Origin of the sequence: Streptomyces sp. NPDC101178, assembly GCF_044767965.1 — a bacterium.
In the GTDB taxonomy this organism is placed as follows: domain Bacteria; phylum Actinomycetota; class Actinomycetes; order Streptomycetales; family Streptomycetaceae; genus Streptomyces.
The window spans coordinates 1-17654 of record NZ_JBIWOZ010000007.1 but is presented as its reverse complement, the minus strand read 5'-3'; the positions used below and the strand labels follow the sequence as shown (position 1 = coordinate 17654).

At 72.3% G+C, this 17654-nt stretch carries 13 protein-coding genes and 2 riboswitches; of the genes, 5 read left to right on the top strand and 8 right to left on the bottom strand.

The window, feature by feature from the left end; all coding sequences use genetic code 11:
• Positions 1-18: 18 nt before the first annotated feature.
• Together prpB and ACIRR8_RS20520 are read right to left on the bottom strand one after the other, a co-directional pair.
• Positions 19-924: a methylisocitrate lyase gene (prpB, locus tag ACIRR8_RS20525; RefSeq protein ID WP_404066627.1), complete on the bottom strand. Its 906-nt coding sequence runs from the start codon at positions 922-924 to the stop codon at positions 19-21.
• Positions 924-2444 (bottom strand): MmgE/PrpD family protein, encoded by a 1521-nt coding sequence (locus tag ACIRR8_RS20520; RefSeq protein WP_404066624.1) that lies wholly within the window; start codon positions 2442-2444, stop codon positions 924-926. Before ACIRR8_RS20520 ends, prpB begins: the two co-directional genes overlap by 1 nt.
• 193 nt (positions 2445-2637) lie before the next feature.
• Here ACIRR8_RS20520 and ACIRR8_RS20515 point away from each other — a divergent pair, with 193 nt between their 5' ends.
• Positions 2638-4101: a short-chain fatty acyl-CoA regulator family protein gene (locus tag ACIRR8_RS20515; protein ID WP_404066622.1), complete on the top strand. Its 1464-nt coding sequence runs from the start codon at positions 2638-2640 to the stop codon at positions 4099-4101.
• Here ACIRR8_RS20515 and ACIRR8_RS20510 read toward each other — a convergent pair.
• From ACIRR8_RS20510 to ACIRR8_RS20490, 5 genes are read right to left on the bottom strand one after another with little or no spacing between them, the layout of a single operon-like run.
• Entirely contained in the window at positions 4088-4897 is an 810-nt protein-coding gene (locus ACIRR8_RS20510) for an enoyl-CoA hydratase (protein WP_404066620.1), read from the bottom strand. The two genes, ACIRR8_RS20515 and ACIRR8_RS20510, sit on opposite strands and share 14 nt — an antisense overlap.
• Positions 4894-5820 carry a 3-hydroxyisobutyrate dehydrogenase gene (mmsB, locus tag ACIRR8_RS20505; RefSeq protein WP_404066617.1) on the bottom strand — a complete coding sequence of 309 codons (927 nt, stop codon included), beginning with the start codon at positions 5818-5820 and terminating at the stop codon, positions 4894-4896. Before mmsB ends, ACIRR8_RS20510 begins: the two co-directional genes overlap by 4 nt.
• Positions 5817-6884: an enoyl-CoA hydratase/isomerase family protein gene (locus ACIRR8_RS20500; RefSeq protein ID WP_404066615.1), complete on the bottom strand. Its 1068-nt coding sequence runs from the start codon at positions 6882-6884 to the stop codon at positions 5817-5819. Before ACIRR8_RS20500 ends, mmsB begins: the two co-directional genes overlap by 4 nt.
• On the bottom strand, positions 6881-8035 hold the full coding sequence (locus ACIRR8_RS20495; RefSeq protein ID WP_404066613.1) for an acyl-CoA dehydrogenase family protein: 1155 nt from the start codon (positions 8033-8035) through the stop codon (positions 6881-6883). The genes ACIRR8_RS20500 and ACIRR8_RS20495 overlap by 4 nt, the downstream gene beginning before the upstream one ends.
• Positions 8032-9534 (bottom strand): CoA-acylating methylmalonate-semialdehyde dehydrogenase, encoded by a 1503-nt coding sequence (locus ACIRR8_RS20490; protein WP_404066610.1) that lies wholly within the window; start codon positions 9532-9534, stop codon positions 8032-8034. The genes ACIRR8_RS20495 and ACIRR8_RS20490 overlap by 4 nt, the downstream gene beginning before the upstream one ends.
• Positions 9535-9767: 233 nt before the next feature.
• Positions 9768-9947, bottom strand: a riboswitch (cobalamin riboswitch).
• 132 nt (positions 9948-10079) lie between these two features.
• Between ACIRR8_RS20490 and cobF the strand changes: the two genes are divergently transcribed.
• The gene (gene cobF, locus ACIRR8_RS20485) at positions 10080-10898 is read left to right on the top strand and encodes a precorrin-6A synthase (deacetylating) (protein WP_404066608.1); all 819 of its coding nucleotides are present in this window, start codon (positions 10080-10082) and stop codon (positions 10896-10898) included.
• Positions 10899-11015: 117 nt separating this feature from the next.
• Here the strand turns inward: cobF and ACIRR8_RS20480 are convergent, their stop codons facing one another.
• Entirely contained in the window at positions 11016-11213 is a 198-nt protein-coding gene (locus tag ACIRR8_RS20480) for a hypothetical protein (RefSeq protein ID WP_018514785.1), read from the bottom strand.
• 503 nt (positions 11214-11716) lie between these two features.
• Positions 11717-11864, top strand: a riboswitch (cobalamin riboswitch).
• Between the two features lie 182 nt (positions 11865-12046).
• On the opposite strand from ACIRR8_RS20480, the gene metE reads away from it, so the two are divergent.
• From metE to ACIRR8_RS20465, 3 genes are all read left to right on the top strand, one after another.
• The gene (gene metE, locus ACIRR8_RS20475; protein WP_404066606.1) at positions 12047-14371 is read left to right on the top strand and encodes a 5-methyltetrahydropteroyltriglutamate--homocysteine S-methyltransferase; all 2325 of its coding nucleotides are present in this window, start codon (positions 12047-12049) and stop codon (positions 14369-14371) included.
• Between the two features lie 241 nt (positions 14372-14612).
• Positions 14613-16106, top strand: coding sequence for a pyridoxal phosphate-dependent decarboxylase family protein (locus tag ACIRR8_RS20470; RefSeq protein WP_404066603.1), 1494 nt, complete (start codon positions 14613-14615; stop codon positions 16104-16106).
• A 37-nt stretch (positions 16107-16143) separates the two neighbouring features.
• A complete protein-coding gene (locus ACIRR8_RS20465; protein ID WP_404066600.1) occupies positions 16144-17535 on the top strand; it encodes a lysine N(6)-hydroxylase/L-ornithine N(5)-oxygenase family protein in 1392 nt (463 codons plus the stop codon).
• Positions 17536-17654 lie beyond the last annotated feature (119 nt).

Here is a 17654-nt window from a genome sequence, read left to right as displayed (position 1 = left end):
GGATGAGGGGCTTGGTGGTCAGGCGCCCGGCGGCAGGGTGAAGTCGAAGACCGCCGAGTCGAACGCGCCGTACTCCTCGTAACCGAGCACCTCGTACAGCCGTGAACGCGTCTGCATCCGGGGGAGCAGGGCCTGTTGGGTGCCGTCGGCGGCCAGGGCCGCCAGCCCGTCCTCCACCGCGCCCATCGCGAGGCGGAAGAGGGTGACGGGGTAGAGGGCGATGTTGTAGCCGAGGTTCTCCAGCGTGGCCGCGTCGAGCAGCGGGCCTCTGCCGAACTCGGTCATGTTCGCCAGCAGCGGTACGTCGACCGCCGCCCGGAACGCCTCGAACTCGGCCTCGTCCGCGAGCGCTTCCGGGAACACGGCGTCGGCGCCCGCGTCCACGTACGCCTTCGCGCGGTCGATGGCCGCCGCGAGCCCCTCGGGGCCGCGCGCGTCCGTACGGGCCATCAGCAGGAAGTCCGGATCGCGCCGCGCGTCGACGGCGGCCCGCACCTTGCGGACCATCTCCGCACGCGCCACGAGCGTCTTGCCGTCCAGGTGGCCACACCGCTTGGGGTTGACCTGGTCCTCCAGATGCAGGCCCGCCAGCCCCGCGTCCTCCATCAACTGCACCGTGCGCGCCGCGTTCATGGGCTCACCGAACCCGGTGTCCGCGTCGATCAGAGCGGGCAGGTCGGTGACGCGTGCGATCTGCTGGGCCCGCGCGGCGATCTCCGTGGAGGACGTCAAACCGATGTCGGGCAATGCCAGTTCGGCGGCGAGTACGGCACCTGACAGATACACCGCCTCGAATCCGGCCTCCTGGATCAGCCGCGCCGAGTACGGGTTGACCGCGCCCGGCATCCGCACCAGCCGCCCCGAGGACAACTGTTCACGGAAGGCGCGGCGGCGCTCGGTGGGTGTGGTCCGGGTGTGCAGCATCAGAACAGCCCCTTCGGCAGCCCCGCGTCGAAGGCGGCAACCGCCTCGGTGTCCACGACCGGGAACAGCGCGTCGAGCCCGTCCGCCGGCAGCTCCGCGAGCCGCTGGGCCGCCGCCAGGAAGCGGTCCTGGTCGCCGGCGGCGACGACGCCCTCCGCCAAGTTGCGGAACTTCGCCACGTACCCCGTACGGTCGAACGGCCGGGCCCCCGCCGGGTGCGCGTCGGCCACCGCCAGCTCGTCCTCGATCACCGTGCCGTCCACCAGCGTCACCACCGCCCGGCCGCCGAACGCCCGCCGCTCCGGGTCCGGGTCGTGGTAGCGCCGGGTCCATTCCGGGTCCTCCACCGTCGAGATCCGCTGCCACAGCTCGACCGTCCCCGGCCGCTGCGCCCGCTCGGGCGCGTAGGACCGCTCGTGGTGCCAGGCCCCGTCCTCCAGCGCCACCGCGAAGATGTACGGCACCGAGTGGTCCAGCGTCTCGCGGCTCGCCTCCGGGTCGTACTTCTGCGGGTCACCGGAACCGGAACCGATCACCTGGTGCGTGTGGTGGCTGGTGTGCAGGACGATCGAGCGGATCTTCTCCGTCGGGCCCGTCCGTTCCCGCAGCCGCCGCGCCAGATCGATGACCGCCTGCGCCTGGTACTCGGCGGAGTGCTCCTTCGTGTACGTGTCCAGGATCGCCCGCCGCGCCTCGCCCGGCCCCGGCAGCCCCACCGTGTACGCCGCGTCCGGGCCGTCCAGCATCCGTGCGAGGAACCCGTCCTCACCCTCGTACACCGGCGACGGCGACCGCTCGCCGCGCATCGCCCGGTCCACCGCCTCGATCGCCGCCTTGCCCGCGAACGCCGGGGCGAACGCCTTCCAGCTGGAGATCTCGCCCTTTCGCGACTGCCGGGTCGCCGTCGTCGTGTGCACCGCCTGCTGGACCGCCTGGTACGTCGTCGCCGTGTCCAGCCCCAGCAGGGCGCCGAGCCCGCACGCGGTGGCGGCGCTCAGGTGGGCCACATGGTCGATGCGGTGCTCGTGCAGGCAGATGGCACGGACGAGCGCCACATGGATCTCGTACGCGGCGACGATCCCGCGCAGCAGCTCGGCGCCGGTCCGCCCGGTGTGCTGGGCCACGGCGAGCAGCGGCGGGATGTTGTCGCCCGGGTGCGAATAGTCCGCCGCCAGAAACGTGTCGTGGAAGTCCAGCTCCCGTACGGCCGTGCCGTTGGCCCAGGCCGCCCACTCAGGGGAGACCCGCACGCCGGGGGCCGCGCCGAAGACGGTTGCGCCGGGCGTGCCGGCGTGTGCCAGCGCCTGGCTGCGGGCGACCGCGACCGGCCGGCGCAGCAAAGACGCCACGGCGACGGAGGCGTTGTCGACGACCCGGTTGACGGCCATCGCGGCCGCCTGCGGGTCGAGCGCGGAAGGGTCCTGGGTGCCGGTGGCGACGGCCGCCAGCTTCCAGGCGAGCTGCTCCTCACGGGGCAGCCGGTCGGCGCTGGGGTGGACGCGGACGTGGTGGTCGATCACGGGGCTCCTCGCGACGTCGGTGGTGCGTTACCAGAGGAGCTTTCCCCGCCGCGCCCGCCGATGCGACCGGTCCACTGTGCACAATCCGTACAGCCCTGAGCTGCGAATCTGCGAAAGCTGCGAAAGGTGCGGATGGTACTTTCGCAGCGGGCCTCAGCGTGGAGGCCGGGCGGGGGAGAGGAGTGCCGACCGCATGGGACGGCCTGCCGGGCGCAAGATCTACGCCCATGCCAAGCTGCGGCGGCTCCGCCGCGAGCGCGGGATGAACCAGGTCGAGCTGGCCCGCGCGCTCGGCCTCTCCACCAGTTACCTCAACCAGATCGAGCACAGCCACCGTCCGCTGACCGCGCCGGTCCTGCTGCGGATCGCCGAGGTCTTCGGCGTCGACCCCGAGTTCTTCTCCGAGGCCGAGGAGGAGCGCCTCGCCACCGACCTCCGCGCGGCTCTGGGCGACGAGGCGTGCGGGACGCAGGTCCCGCTGGAGGAGGCCGCCGACGTGGCCCGTGACCACCCGGAGGTGGCCCGCGCGCTGGTCGCCCTGCACCACCGCTACCGGGACGCCGCCGAACGGGTCGTCGCCCTCGCCCCGCCGCAGGACGGCGAAGCGCTCCTCACCGCCGAACCCCACGACGAGGTAAGGGACTTCTTCTACGCCCACCACAACCACTTCGGCGCACTCGACGCCGTCGCCGAAGACACGGCGGCCGGTCTCGGCACCGGCTCGGCGGGCCGCACCGCCGACGCGCTGAAGGCGCGCCTCGCCACCCGGCACGGCATCACCGTCGTCACCACGGACCCGCAGCGGGCTACGGACGCCCGCCGGTTCGACCCGGACAGCGGCCTCCTCCTGCTCTCACCGTGGCTCAGCGAGGCCCAGCGCGCCTTCCAGCTCGCTACTCAACTCGCGCTGCTGGAACAGGGATCGCTGCTCGACACCCTCGTCGCCGACGGAGAGATCGCCTCGGACCAGGCCGCCGGACTCGCCAGGATCGGACTCGCCAACTACTTCGCCGGCGCGCTGCTCATGCCGTACACCGCCTTCCACCGGGCCGCCGAGGAGCTGCGGTACGACATCGAGCTTCTCCAGGCCCGTTTCGGCGTCGGCTTCGAGACCGTCTGCCACCGGCTCTCCACGCTTCAGCGCACCGGCGACCGGGGCGTGCCGTTCTCGTTCCTGCGGGTCGACCGGGCGGGCAACATCTCCAAGCGGCAGTCCGCCAGCGACTTCCACTTCTCCCGGCTCGGCGGCACCTGCCCGCTCTGGACCGTGTACGAGGCGTTCTCCGCGCCCGGCCGCATCCTCACCCAGGTCGCCGAGATGCCGGACGGAAAAAGGTACTTCTGGGTGGCCCGGACCGTGGCGCGCGGCGGGTTCGGCCACCGCGCGCCCCGGGCCGACTTCGCCGTGGCTCTCGGCTGCGAGCTGCGCCACGCCCACCGCCTGGTCTACGCCGAAGGCCTGGCGTTGGACGACCCGCGTTCGGCGACACCCATCGGTCTCGGCTGCCGGATCTGCGAGCGGCAGGACTGCGCCCAGCGGGCCCGCCCTCCGGCCGGGGGCCGGCTGGCCGTCGACCCCGACCGGCGCACCCATGTGCCGTACCCGGTGGTCGCCGACGGCCGGCCCGTCCCACCCGGCCCGATCAGCGGTGCGTGAACTGGGCGGGCCGTTTCTCGGTGAACGCCCTCATGCCCTCCTTCTGATCGTCCGTCGCGAACACCGCGTGGAACAGGCGGCGTTCGAAGCGCACGCCCTCGGCGAGCGTGGTCTCGAAAGCCCGGTTCACCGCCTCCTTCGCCATCATCGCGACCGGCGCCGACATGCCGCAGACGGTGTCCGCGACGGCGAGCGCCTCGGTCAGCAGATCCGCGTCCGGCACGACCCTGGACACCAGACCCGCCCGCTCCGCCTCCTCGGCGTCCATGTTCCGGCCGGTGAGACAGAGATCCATCGCCTTGGCCTTGCCGACCGCCCGGGTCAGCCGCTGGGAGCCGCCGATGCCGGGGATCACCCCGAGCCGGATCTCCGGCTGCCCGAAGACCGCCGACTCCGAGGCGATCACCAGGTCGCAGAGCATCGCCAACTCGCAGCCGCCGCCCAGGGCGTAGCCCCGTACGGCGGCGATCGTCGGTGTCCGCAGCTGACCGAGCCGGTCCCAGGCGGTGAACCAGTCGCTGAGGTACATGTCCATGTAGCTCTGCGGCTGCATCTCCTTGATGTCCGCGCCCGCCGCGAACGCCTTCTCACCGCTGCCGGTGAGGACGATGCAGCCGACCTCCGGGTCGCGGTCCAGCGCCTCGGTCGCCTCGACCGTCTCCCGCATGACGTCCAGGCTCAGCGCGTTGAGCGCCTTGGGCCGGTTCAGGGTGAGCAGGGCGGTACGGCCCCGGCGCTCGACCAGGATCGTCCCGTACGGGCCCGGGGCGGACGGACTCTCGCTGTGCTCGGTCACGTGGTGGTGCCCTTCTCTGCGTCGGTGGTGGCCGTCGAAGCGGCCCGGATGGCCTGGACGATTCCGGAGAAGTCCTGCCCGGCTCCGGTTCCTTCGGCGAACCGTGCGTACAACTCGGCCGCTCGGAGACCCAGTTCGGCGTCGATTCCGCCCGCGCGCAGGGCGTTGGCGGCCAGCCCGAGGTCCTTGGCCATCAGGGGCGCGGCGAAGCCGGGGCGGTAGTCGCGGTTGGCCGGACTGGTCGGAACGGGTCCGGGGACCGGGCAGTTGACGGTGAGCGCCCAGCACTGGCCGGAGGCCGCCGAGGCCACGTCGTACAGCGCCTGGTCGGAGAGGCCGAGACTCTCGGCGAGGACGAACGCCTCGCTGACGGCGATCATCGAGACGCCGAGGATCATGTTGTTGCAGATCTTCGCCGCCTGTCCGGCACCGGCCCCACCACAGTGCACCGCCTTCCCGCCCATCACCGCCAGCAGCGGCTCGGCCTCCGCGAACGCGGCCTCCTCGCCACCGGCCATGAAGGTCAGCGTCCCCGCCTCGGCCCCGACCACTCCGCCGGAGACCGGTGCGTCCAGCGAGCGGTGACCGGCCGCCGCCACTGCCGCGTGAGCGGCGCGGGAGTCGGCCACGTCGATGGTCGAGCAGTCGATGAACAGGGTGCCGGGGCGGGCGGCTCCGAGCAGCCCCTCCTGCCCGTACAGCGAGAGGACATGGCGTCCGGCAGGCAGCATGGTGATCACCACATCGGCCACCGAGGCGGCCTCGGCGGCGGACTTCGCCCGCTCGACCCCGCTCTCCACAGCGGTCGCCAGACAGGACTCGACGAGATCGTGGCCGAGCACCCGGTGCCCGGCGCGGACGAGGTTGGCGGCCATCGGGCCGCCCATGTGGCCCAGTCCGACGAAGGCGACGGTCGTGGTCACCAGGGCACCTCCTGCGGTGAGTCGTCTGCGGCGAGGACCAGTTCCCCGTCGCCGGTCGGAGCGAAGTACCGGGCCACGTCGGCGTCCGTGACCTCCACGAGCGTGCCGGGTGACCAGTGAGGCGTCCGGTCCTTGTCGATCACCTGGGCCCGGATGCCCTCCACCAGGTCGGCGGAGGAGAGAGCGGCGTACGAGACGCGGTACTCCTGCTCCAGCACCCTTTCCAGCGGCCCGAGGTCGCGCGCCCGGCGCAGTGCGGCCAGGGTCACCTTCAGCGCGATGGGCGAGCGGCCGAGGATCGTGGCCGCCGCCTCACCCGCCGCCGGGGCCTCGAAGGCGAGCAGCCGCTCCACGATCTCCTCGACGGAGTCGGCGGCGTAACAGCGGTCGATCCAGGCCCGGTCGGCCTCCAGAGTGCCGCCAGGTGCGTCCCGGACATGGCGGTGCAGCACCTCGGCGGGCGGCTCGGTCCGCAGCTCGGCGAGGAGCGCCGGCAGGCTCTCCTGCGGTACGAAGTGGTCGGCCAGCCCGCACAGCAGCGCGTCCCGGGCCCCCACCACGGTCCCCGTCAGGGCGAGATGGGTGCCCAGCTCGCCGGGGGCCAGCGCCAGCAGATACGTACCGCCGACGTCCGGCACGAAGCCGATCCCGGTCTCCGGCATGGCCACCTTGGACCGCTCGGTGACGATCCGGACGCTGCCGTGCGCCGAGATCCCGACCCCGCCGCCCATCACGATGCCGTCCATGACCGCCACGTACGGCTTCGGATAGCGGGCGATCCGCGCGTTCAGCCGGTACTCGTCGCGCCAGAACGCGGCCGAGGCCCTGCCGCCGACGCGGGCGTCCTCGTAGATGGACCGGATGTCGCCGCCCGCGCACAGCCCGCGCTCCCCGGCCCCGGTGATCACGACCGTGGCCACCTCCGGGTCGTACTCCCACCGGTCCAGCGCCGCCGTGATCGTCTCCACCATCGCGTGGGTGAGCGCGTTGAGCGCCTTGGGACGGTTCAGGGTCAGCACTCCCGCACGACCTTCGGTGCGCACCCGTACGAGCTCCTCGGTCATCGCAGGGCTCCCGTCAGGCTCCGGGCCACAATGACGCGCATGATCTCGTTGGTCCCTTCCAGGATCTGGTGGACCCGCAGGTCCCGCACGATCTTCTCGATGCCGTACTCGGCCAGATAGCCGTAACCGCCGTGGAGTTGGAGCGCCCGGTCCGCGACGGAGTAGCCGGTGTCGGTGGCGAAGCGCTTGGCCATCGCGCACAACTCCGGTGCTCCGCCCGCCTTCCGGTCCAGCGCCTCGGCGGCCTGCCGCACCAGTGCCCGCGCGGCGGCCAGCTCGGTGGCCATGTCGGCCAGCCGGAACTGCAGCGCCTGCGCCTCCAGCAGCCGCGCCCCGAACGCCTCCCGGTCCGCCAGGTGAGCCAGACTGCGGTCCAGCGCGCTCTGCGCACCGCCCAACGAGCAGGCGGCGATGCCGAGTCGGCCGCCGTTGAGGCCGTTCATCGCGATGCGGAAGCCTTCGCCCTCCGCTCCGAGCAGCCGGTCGGCCGGGATGCGCACGCCGTCCAGCATGACCTGGCGGGTGGGCTGCGCGTTCCAGCCCATCTTCTTCTCGTTGGCGCCGAACGAGAGCCCCTCGTCGTCCCGTTCGACGAGGAAGGCCGAGATCCCGCCCGGGCCGTTGTCGCCGGTGCGGGCCAGCACGATGTAGAGGTGTGTGGCGCCCGCGCCGGAGATGAACTGCTTGGTCCCGGTGAGGACGTAGTGGTCGCCGTCGCGGGCCGCACGGGTGCGCAGCGCGGCCGCGTCGGAGCCCGCGCCCGGTTCGGTCAGGCAGTAACTGCCCAGCTGCTCCATGGTGCAGAGCTCCGGCAGATACCGGGCGCGCTGGGTCTCTGAGCCGTACCGGTCGACCATCCAGGCGACCATGTTGTGGATCGAGAGGTAGCCCGCCACCGACGGGCAGCCGGTGGCCAGGGCCTCGAAGACGAGGACCCCGTCGGAGCGGGACAGCTCGGAGCCGCCCCTGTCCTCCCGTACGTACACGCCTCCGAGGCCGAGCCTCGCGGCCTTCCGCAGCACATCGACGGGGAAGTGCTTGTCCTGGTCCCAGGCCACGGCGTGCGGAGCCAGGTGTTCCTGGGCGAAGTCGAGCGTCGTCTCGACGACCGCGAGCTGGTCGTCGGTGAGCAGGGTGGTCACGGCGGTCATCCCATGGTCGGAATCGTGAAGCTCGCGCCGTCCCGGATCCCGGAGGCGGGCCAGCGCGACGTGACGGTCTTCGTACGGGTGTAGAAGCGGATGGCGTCAGGACCGTGCTGGTTGAGGTCGCCGAAACCGGACCGCTTCCAGCCGCCGAACGTGTGGTACGCCACCGGCACCGGGATCGGCACGTTGACACCGACCATGCCGGTGTCGACCCGGCGGGTGAAGTCGCGGGCGATGTCGCCGTCCCGGGTGAAGAGCGCCACGCCGTTGCCGTACGCGTGCTCCGAAGGCAGCCGCAGCGCCTCCTCGTAGTCCGCCGCACGCACCACGGAGACCACCGGGCCGAAGATCTCCTCCTGGTAGATCCGCATGTCCGGGGTGACCCGGTCGAAGAGCGAGGCGCCCGCGAAAAAGCCGTCCTCGTGGCCTTCGAGGGTGAAGTCCCTTCCGTCCACGACCAGTTCGGCCCCCTCCTCCACGCCGAGGTCGACATAGCCGCGCACCCGGTCCACCGCGTCCCGGCCCACCAGCGGCCCGAAGTCGGCGTCCGGGTCGTCCGAGCGGCCGATCCGCAGGCCGGCGATCCGCTCGGTGAGCTTGGCCACCAGCGCGTCGGCGGTCTCCGCACCCACCGGTACGGCCACCGAGATCGCCATGCACCGCTCGCCCGCCGAGCCGTACCCGGCGCCGATCAGCGCGTCCACCGCCTGGTCCAGATCGGCGTCCGGCATCACGATCATGTGGTTCTTCGCCCCGCCGAAACACTGCGCCCGCTTGCCGTGAGCGGCGGCCGTCGCGTAGATGTGCGCGGCGATCGGCGTCGAGCCGACGAAGCCGAGCGCCTTGACGCGCGGGTCCTCCAGCAGTGTGTCCACGGCCTCCTTGCCGCCGTTGACGACGTTCAGCACGCCCGGCGGAAGCCCGGCCTCCAGGAAGAGTTCGGCCAGCCGCAGCGGCACCGACGGGTCCCGCTCGGACGGCTTGAGGATGAAGGCGTTACCACAGGCCAGAGCGGGTGCGGCCTTCCACAGCGGGATCATCGCCGGGAAGTTGAACGGGGTGATGCCGGCGACCACACCGAGCGGCCTGCGCAGCGAGTGGACATCGATCCCGGCGCCCGCGTTGTCGCTGAACTCGCCCTTCACCAGGTGCGGCACACCGGCGGCGAACTCCACCACGTCCAGGCCGCGTGCGAGGTCACCGTGCGCGTCGGCCACGGTCTTGCCGTGCTCGGAGGAGAGCAGCCGGGCCAGGGAGTCCTTCTCCTGCTCGACCAGCTGGAGGAAGCGCAGCAGGACGCGGGCCCGGCGCTGCGGGTTCCACTCGCCCCACTCCAGCTGCGCCTGCGCCGCGTCGGTGATGGCCGCCTCGGTCTCGGACCGGCCGGCCAGCGGCACCCGGGCTTGGACCCGGCCGGTGTTGGGGTCGTACACATCGCCGTACGTGCCCGAGGTGCCGGGCGTGCGCTTGCCGCCGATGAAATGGGTGAGTTCGCGGACCATGGAAAGCCTGCTCTCGTCGGTGAGATCGTCAGGTGAGATCCGGGGATGGCGCACGGGCCCCCGCCACCGCGCGGCGCACCGGTCGGGTGCGCGCGGGGGCGTGGAAGGGCTCGCCGTCGGGGGGACGCGGAGGGCGGAGGCCGTCAGGGGGCGGGGAGAACCGCTCGCCGGGACGGGCCTGCGGGGCCGTGGGTGCGGACCGGTGCCATGCGTGTCTGCTCCATCCTCGTGGAAACACGGAACAATCCCGTGGCCGGTATCCTGACTCCCGGATCAGCGCGCGTCCTCGTGCCTTCCCGACGGCGCCTTCACCGTCAGTGGCGTGTTGTGCGAGGACGAACTCCCCGGTCACAGTGGCGGGACCGCGCCGGAATCGCACCGGCTTCCCTGACACCACGGGCCTTCGAGGCGCCCGGCACCAGGCCGGTCGCCCCTCTGCTCACGAACATATAGTTGGACGTCCTAGTAAGTCCACCCCGCCTCGCGCCGGCCCGCCCTCGGGCCCGGCACGATCGCGCGCCCCGCTCCTGGCATGATCGGCCGACATGAGCGACGCACCACGCCACATCCTCGTCATCGGCATGGGAGCCGGCGACCCCGACCACCTGACCCTCGCCGCGATCAAGGCCATGCGCAGGGCCCAGGTCTTCTTCGTGCTCGGCAAGGGCCGGGAGAAGGAGTCCCTGACCCGGCTGCGGCGGGACATCCTGGCCGAGCACCTGGACGGCCCCTACCGGGTCGTCGAGGCCGAGGATCCCTGGCGGGACCGCACCCAGGGCGACCGGGGCCGCTACACCACGGCGGTCCACGACTGGCGCCACCGCCGGGCCGACATCTGCGAACGCCTGATCATCGAGGAGCTGGCTCCGGGGGAGTGCGGGGCGTTCCTGGTGTGGGGCGACCCGTCCCTGTACGACAGCACGCTCGCGATCCTGGAGGACATCCAGGCCCGTGGCACGGTGGAATTCGGCCATGAGGTGGTCCCCGGGATCAGCAGCGTCTCGGCGCTCGCCGCCCGCCACCGCACCTCGCTGAACCAGGTCGGCCGCCCCGTCCACATCACCCCGGGCCGACGGCTCGCCGAGGGGTTCCCGGACGACGACGGCGACATCGTGGTCATGCTCGACGGCCACGAGAGCTTCACCCATCTGACGGGCCGGGGCCTGTGGATCTACTGGGGCGCCTACATCGGCACCCCGGACGAGCTCCTGGTCTCCGGACCGCTCGACGAGGTCGCCGAGCGGATCAGCCGCGTGCGCGCCGAGGCCCGCGAACGGCACGGCTGGATCATGGACACCTACCTGCTGCGCCGCCGGCCTGCGGGCGCCCAGGGTGCGGAGAGCCCGGGCGGCACGGACAGCTGACGGGCCCCGGCCCGCGAGCGGGGGCCCGGACAGATGGCCGGGTGACGTGACACAGGGCGGCGGGTCGCGTGGAGGCGCGGCCGGCCGCCGCACCCCGCCGTCGTACCCGGCCCGAGGTCAGCTCCGGGACTCGTGCGCCCGGATCACTCCCAGCCCGTGACCCAGGCTCGGGCACTCGGCGGTGAGGTCGTTGCCCCGCACCAGATAGTTGTGCACGCGCCCGTCGGTGGGCCGCTCGACGGCCCGGTACAGGGTGCCGTTCACCGTGATCGTCCAGTCGTCGCCGTCCTGGGCCCACCCGACTGTCTTCTTCATATAGCGCTTCCCTCGCTCGTCGCCGCCGCGGGTCGGCGGCTGTGTATTGGCAAGAAGAACGGCCTGTGACGCTCTGTGGTTCCGGCTCGCCTACGCCATTCGGTTACATCTGGGTCACCATGCCCCCACGACCTGACCGGAAGTCAGCGAACCGGCGACGAACGGTGGAACGGGGTGCGCAGAGGGGAGCGGGGCTGCCCGGGGCCGGATCGTGCCAGGATGCCGGATCCGGTCCCGGGCAGTGATGCAGGAGCGCCCGCTCCGCGCCCCTGTACCGACCATTCGGTGCCGCCTGCCGGGGCGGATTGGTGCGGGGGTCCTCACTCTGCCCGACGTCACCCGTTCGGAGCTCATCCGGAGCCCATCCGGCGTGCACTCGGTGCCCATCCGGAACCCGTGTCTCACATCACCGTCCGAAGAGTGAACAACGGTGTGCGCCCGACGGCCGTCCGCTTAGGGTGGCCGGTGCAGCTGGTTCGCCCTGTCCGCCAGGCAGGGTGTCGTAAGAGGGAACCCGGTGGGAATCCGGGACTGCCCCGCAGCGGTGAGCGGGAACGACCGCCGTCATACGCACTGGACCCGGCCGGGTCTGGGAAGCGACGGCCAGTAGGTGTCTGCCCCCGGCAGACGTGCCCGCGAGTCCGAAGACCTGCCCGTTGCCCGCACGCGACCGTTCGTGTGCGGAGTTCCCGGTGACCTCGTGGGCGGGTCGGCGTAACCGTCAGGCGGACGGACACGGTCAACGTGTCGTGCTCCCGCCCGACTTCGTCACCCCTTCGCGTCCGCGTCCCGTCCCGGGAACAGCTGGAGACATGCTCGCGAAGGAGAGTCACGTGACAGCGAAGCCCGCAGCCGCGGCAGCACGGGCCACCGTGTACGGCTACCCCCGTCAGGGTCGGAACCGTGAACTGAAGAAGGCCATCGAGGGCTACTGGAAGGGCCGCGTCGACGCGGACACCCTCCGCAGGACCGCCGCCGAACTGCGCGGGGGAACCTGGCAGCAGCTCGCCGAGGCCGGAGTCCACGAGGTGCCGACCGGTGATTTCTCGTACTACGACCACGTCCTGGACACCAGTGTCATGGTCGGCGCCGTCCCCGAGCGGCACCGCGAGGCGGTCCAGGCGGACGCCCTCGACGGCTACTTCGCCATGGCCCGTGGCACGCAGGACGTGGCGCCGCTGGAGATGACCAAGTGGTTCGACACCAACTACCACTACCTGGTGCCCGAGTTGGGCCCGGACGCGGTGTTCACCGCCGACTCCGCCAAGCAGGTCGCCGAGTTCAGGGAAGCCCTCGCGCTCGGCCACACCCCGCGCCCGGTCCTCGTCGGTCCCGTCACCTACCTCCTGCTCGCCAAGGCGGCCCCCGGCGTCGCCGCCGGCTTCGAGCCGCTGACCCTCCTCGACCGGCTCCTGCCCGTGTACGCCGAAGTCCTCGCCGACCTCCGGGCCGCGGGCGCCGAGTGGGTGCAGCTCGACGAGCCCGCCCTCGTCCAGGACCGCACCCCGGCCGAGCTGAACGCCGCCGCCCGCGCCTACCGCGAGCTCGGCGGTCTCACCGACCGCTCCAAGCTGCTGGTCGCCTCCTACTTCGGGCGGCTCGGCGAGGCCCTGCCGGTGCTCGCCAAGTCGCCGGTGGAGGGGCTCGCGCTGGACTTCACCGAGTCGGGCGCAGGCAACCTCGCCGACCTCGCGGCGGCCGGCGGACTGCCCGGCAAGCGGCTGGTCGCGGGCGTCGTCAACGGCCGCAACATCTGGATCAACGACTACGAGAAGTCGCTCGCCACCCTCGGCACGCTCCTCGGCCTCGCGGACCACGTCGACGTCTCCGCCTCCTCCTCCCTCCTGCACGTCCCGCTGGACGCCCGGGCCGAGCAGGACATCGACCCGGAGGTCGCCCGCTGGCTCGCCTTCGCCCAGCAGAAGACCGAGGAGATCGTCGTCCTGGCGCGCGGTCTGACCGCCGGCACCGAGGCCATCACCGCCGAACTCGCCGCGAACCGGGCCGACCTGGCCTCCCGTACCGACGCCGTCATCACCCGCGACCCGGCCGTCCGGGCCCGTACGGCGGCCATCACCGACGCCGACGGCCGCCGCTCCCAGCCGTACGCCGAGCGGACCGTGGCCCAGCGCGCCCACCTCGGTCTGCCGCTGCTGCCGACCACCACTATCGGCTCGTTCCCGCAGACCACCGAACTGCGCACCGCCCGCGCCGACCTGCGGGCCGGCCGGATCGACGAGGCCGGGTACGAGGAGCGCATCAAGGACGAGATCCGCGAGGTCCTCTCCTTCCAGGAGAAGGCCGGGATCGACGTCCTGGTCCACGGCGAGCCCGAACGCAACGACATGGTGCAGTACTTCGCCGAGCAGCTCACCGGCTACCTCGCCACCCAGCACGGCTGGGTCCAGTCGTACGGCACCCGCTACGTCCGGCCGCCGGTCCTCGCCGGAGACATCTCGCGCCCCGAGCCGATGACGGTGCGCTGGACGGCGTACGCCCAGTCGCTCACCCAGCGCCCGGTCAAGGGCATGCTCACCGGCCCGGTCACCATGCTCGCCTGGTCCTTCGTCCGCGACGACCAGCCGCTCGGCGAGACCGCCCGCCAGGTGGCGCTCGCTCTGCGCGACGAGGTCGACGACCTGGAGGCGAACGGCACTTCGGTGATCCAGGTCGACGAGCCGGCGCTGCGTGAGACGCTGCCGCTGCGGGCCGCCGAGCACGCCGCGTACCTGCAATGGGCTACGGAGTCCTTCCGGCTCGCCACCTCCGGCGTGCGGCCGGACACCCAGATCCACACGCACATGTGCTACGCGGAGTTCGGCGACATCGTCCAGGCCATCGACGACCTCGACGCCGACGTCATCAGCCTGGAGGCCGCCCGCTCGCACATGCAGGTCGCCCGCGAACTGGCCACCCACGGCTACCCGCGCGAGGCCGGCCCCGGCGTCTACGACATCCACTCCCCGCGCATCCCCAGCACCGAGGAGGCAGCGGCCTTGCTGCGCAAGGGACTTGAGGCCATCCCGGCCGAGCGGCTGTGGGTGAACCCCGACTGCGGCCTGAAGACCCGCGGCTGGCCCGAGACCCGGGCCTCCCTGGAGAACCTGGTCGCCGCCGCGCGGGAGATCCGCGCGGAGCTGCCAGCCGAAGCGGCGTGATCCGGCCCGGTACGGGAGCGGCCACCGCCGCTCCCGTACCGGGGCGCGCTGCCTCGACTCGGTTCTGGAGCAGGCCGGTTCGCCAGGCCCGGACGGCCGGAGTGCGTACTTCCTCGGCGGAAGAGTTAGGTTAGCCTAACCAGCGAATCCCGGTGGTGGATCTTGCACTCCGATCGAAGGGCTTCGCCATGGAGCGTGCTCAGGGCCTGCTGTCCGCCGAACTCCGCCTGGAGCGTGCGGTATGAGTGCCGGTACGGGAGGCCTCCTCGCGGGCGGTGCCGACGGACCGGGCCACCTGCGTGCCCTCACCTCGGTCGTGCTGGACACGCTGGAGTCCGCCGCCCGTGCCCGAGGCGGGCCGCTGCCCGCCGGAGGCCCGGACGCCGTGGCCCGGCGGACCACCGCTCTGGCCGCCCCGGTACTGCCCGAGGAAGGCGTCGGCGAAGAGGCCGCGCTCACGGACCTCGTACGAGCGGTGGCCGAGGGTGCCGCCGACCCGGCCGATCCCGCGTGCGCCGCCCATCTGCACTGCCCGCCGCTGGCCGTGGCGGTCGCGGCGGAGCTGGCCGGGGCGGCGCTCAACCCGTCGATGGACTCCTGGGACCAGGCGCCCGCCGCCGGAGTGATCGAGGAGCTGACCACGGCCGCCCTGGCCCGGCTCGTCCACCCGGACGCTCCCGCACCCGACGCGCTCATCACCAGCGGCGGCACCGAGTCCAACCTGGTCGCGCTGCTCCTCGCGCGCGAACGCGCGGCGCCAGGCCTTCTGCGAGTGGTGACCGGCGCCAACGCCCACCACAGCGTCCACCGGGCCGCCTGGATGCTCGGCCTGCCCGCCCCGACCCAGGTCACCTGCCACGACGGCCGGATCGACCCCGCCGCCCTCGACCGCACCCTGGCCGGGCTCGGCGGCGGCCCGGTCCTGGTCGTCGCCACCGCCGGTACCACGGACGAAGGGCGCATCGACCCGCTTCCCGAGATCGCCGACACCGTGGACCGGTACGGAGCCGAACTCCACGTGGACGCGGCATACGGCGGGCCCCTGCTCTTCAGCGAGCACCTGGCGCCCCGGCTGGCGGGGCTCGATCGGGCGGTCTCCGTAACGTTCGACCTGCACAAACTCGGCTGGCAGCCGGTCGCCGCCGGAGTTCTGGCCGTCTCGGACACCGCCCTGCTCGCGCCGCTCTCCCTGCGCACCGACTACCTCAACGCCGACGACGACACCGAGGCCGGCCTCCCCGACCTGCTCGGCCGCTCGATCCGTACGACCCGGCGCCCCGACGCACTGAAGATCGCGGTCACCTTCCGGGCGCTCGGCCGCCGTGGACTGAGCGAACTGGTCGAGCACTGCGTCACCACGGCGGAGGAGTTCGGCCGGGCCGTCGACGCCCGGCCCGCACTGCGCCGCCGGCCCGGCGCGATCGGGATCAGCACCGTGCTGTTCCGGCCGGTGGTCGCCGACGAGAGGGGAGCGGAGGCCGGGGACGCCGTCGTCGCCGAGGTCCGCCGCACGCTGCTCATGGACGGCCGGGCCGTCCTCGGACGAGCGGTGGCCGAGGACGGCGACGGGCGGCGCCGACTCTGGCTGAAGGCCACGCTGCTGCACCCGGCCGCCGCGACGGCCGACCTGCTGCCGCTGCTCGACCTGGTGGAGGTGGCGGCTCGGCGGGCGGCGGCCGGAGAGAGCGGCTGCGGCGGTACCGAGGCCCCGGCGGCGGAAAGGCTGTCGCCATGACGTTGCCGACGCGCACGAACCACGTGGGAGGAACCCGATGACGCCCGGACCGCGAACCCCGCCCCTCGATCTGCTGGGGGTGGGCGCAGGGCCCTTCAACCTCTCGCTCGCCGCCCTCGCCGACGGCGTACCCGGCCTGCGCACCGCCTTCCACGAGCAGCGCACCGCCTTCCACTGGCACCCGGGACTGCTCATCGAGGGAGCGACGCTCCAAGTCCCTTTCCTGGCAGACCTGGTGAGCCTGGTGGAGCCGACCAGCCCTTGGTGCTACCTCAATTACCTCAAGACGCGGCGCAGGCTCTTCCCGTTCTACTTCGCCGAGCGCTTCCACATCCACCGCTCCGAGTTCGACAACTACCTGCGCTGGGTGAGCACCGAACTGCCTTCCACCCACTTCGGCCACCGCGTCGACGCCATCGCCTGGGACGCGGGCGAGAGCGCGTACGCCGTCGACTTCACCCGGCTCGGCCCGGACGGCGAGAGCCTCGGGAGCGGGCTCAGCCACGCCCGCAACCTCGCGCTCGGTGTCGGCACCGCGCCGTACGTCCCCGAGCCGCTGAGGGCCCTGGCCGCCGACCCCGTACCTCTCGTCCTGCACTCCGCCGACTACCTCGCCCAGCGGGACCGGCTGCTCGCGGCCCGGCATGTCACGGTCGTCGGCTCTGGGCAGTCGGGCGCCGAAGTCCTGCTGGATCTGCTGAGGTTGAGGCCGGAAGGGACGGAAGGGCTGACCTGGCTCGCCCGCACCCCGGCCTTCGCACCCATGGAGTACAGCAAGATCGGGCTGGAGCAGTTCACCCCGGACTACACCCGCTACTTCCACGGGCTCCCGCAGGCCGCCCGGGACCGGCTGCTGCCCAGCCAGTGGCAGCTGTACAAGGGCGTCAGCGGAGACACGCTCGGGGACATCCACGACGAGCTGTACCGGCGCAGCCTCGGCGGCGACTGGCCCGATGTGACCCTCACCCCCGGCATCGAGGTCACCGGCGCCTGCGTCACGGGCGGCGGCCGCATCGAACTGGCCGTGGAACACGGCCAGCAGGAGAGCCGGGGCCGGCTCACCACGGACGCGGTGGTCCTCGCCACCGGCTACCGGGAGCGCCCGGTCGACACGCTGCTCGCCGCTCTGGATCCGTACATCGTCCGCGACGGTGCCGGACGGCCGCAGGTCGACGAGGCCCAACGGCTCGTCCTCGCACCGGAGATCGACGGCTCGGTCTTCGTGCAGAACGCGGAGCGGCACACGCACGGGGTCGGCGCGCCGGACCTGGGACTGGCGGCCTGGCGTTCCGCCGTCATCATCAACGCGCTGACGGGCAAGGAGACTTACCCGCTCCCCGACCGGACCGCCTTCACCACGTTCGGACTTGGCGCGGTGGAGGACCGGATCGAGATGATGCCGGGGCGGATAGCGGAAGAGCGGCGGTGATACGGCTCCGGGCCGCGTGGTGGGTTCACCGTGCGGCCCGGAGTGGGGGTGTTGTGCGGGGGGTGGTCAGGCCTTGCGGGCGTTGACCTCGTCGGTGAGCTGGGGCACGACGGTGAAGA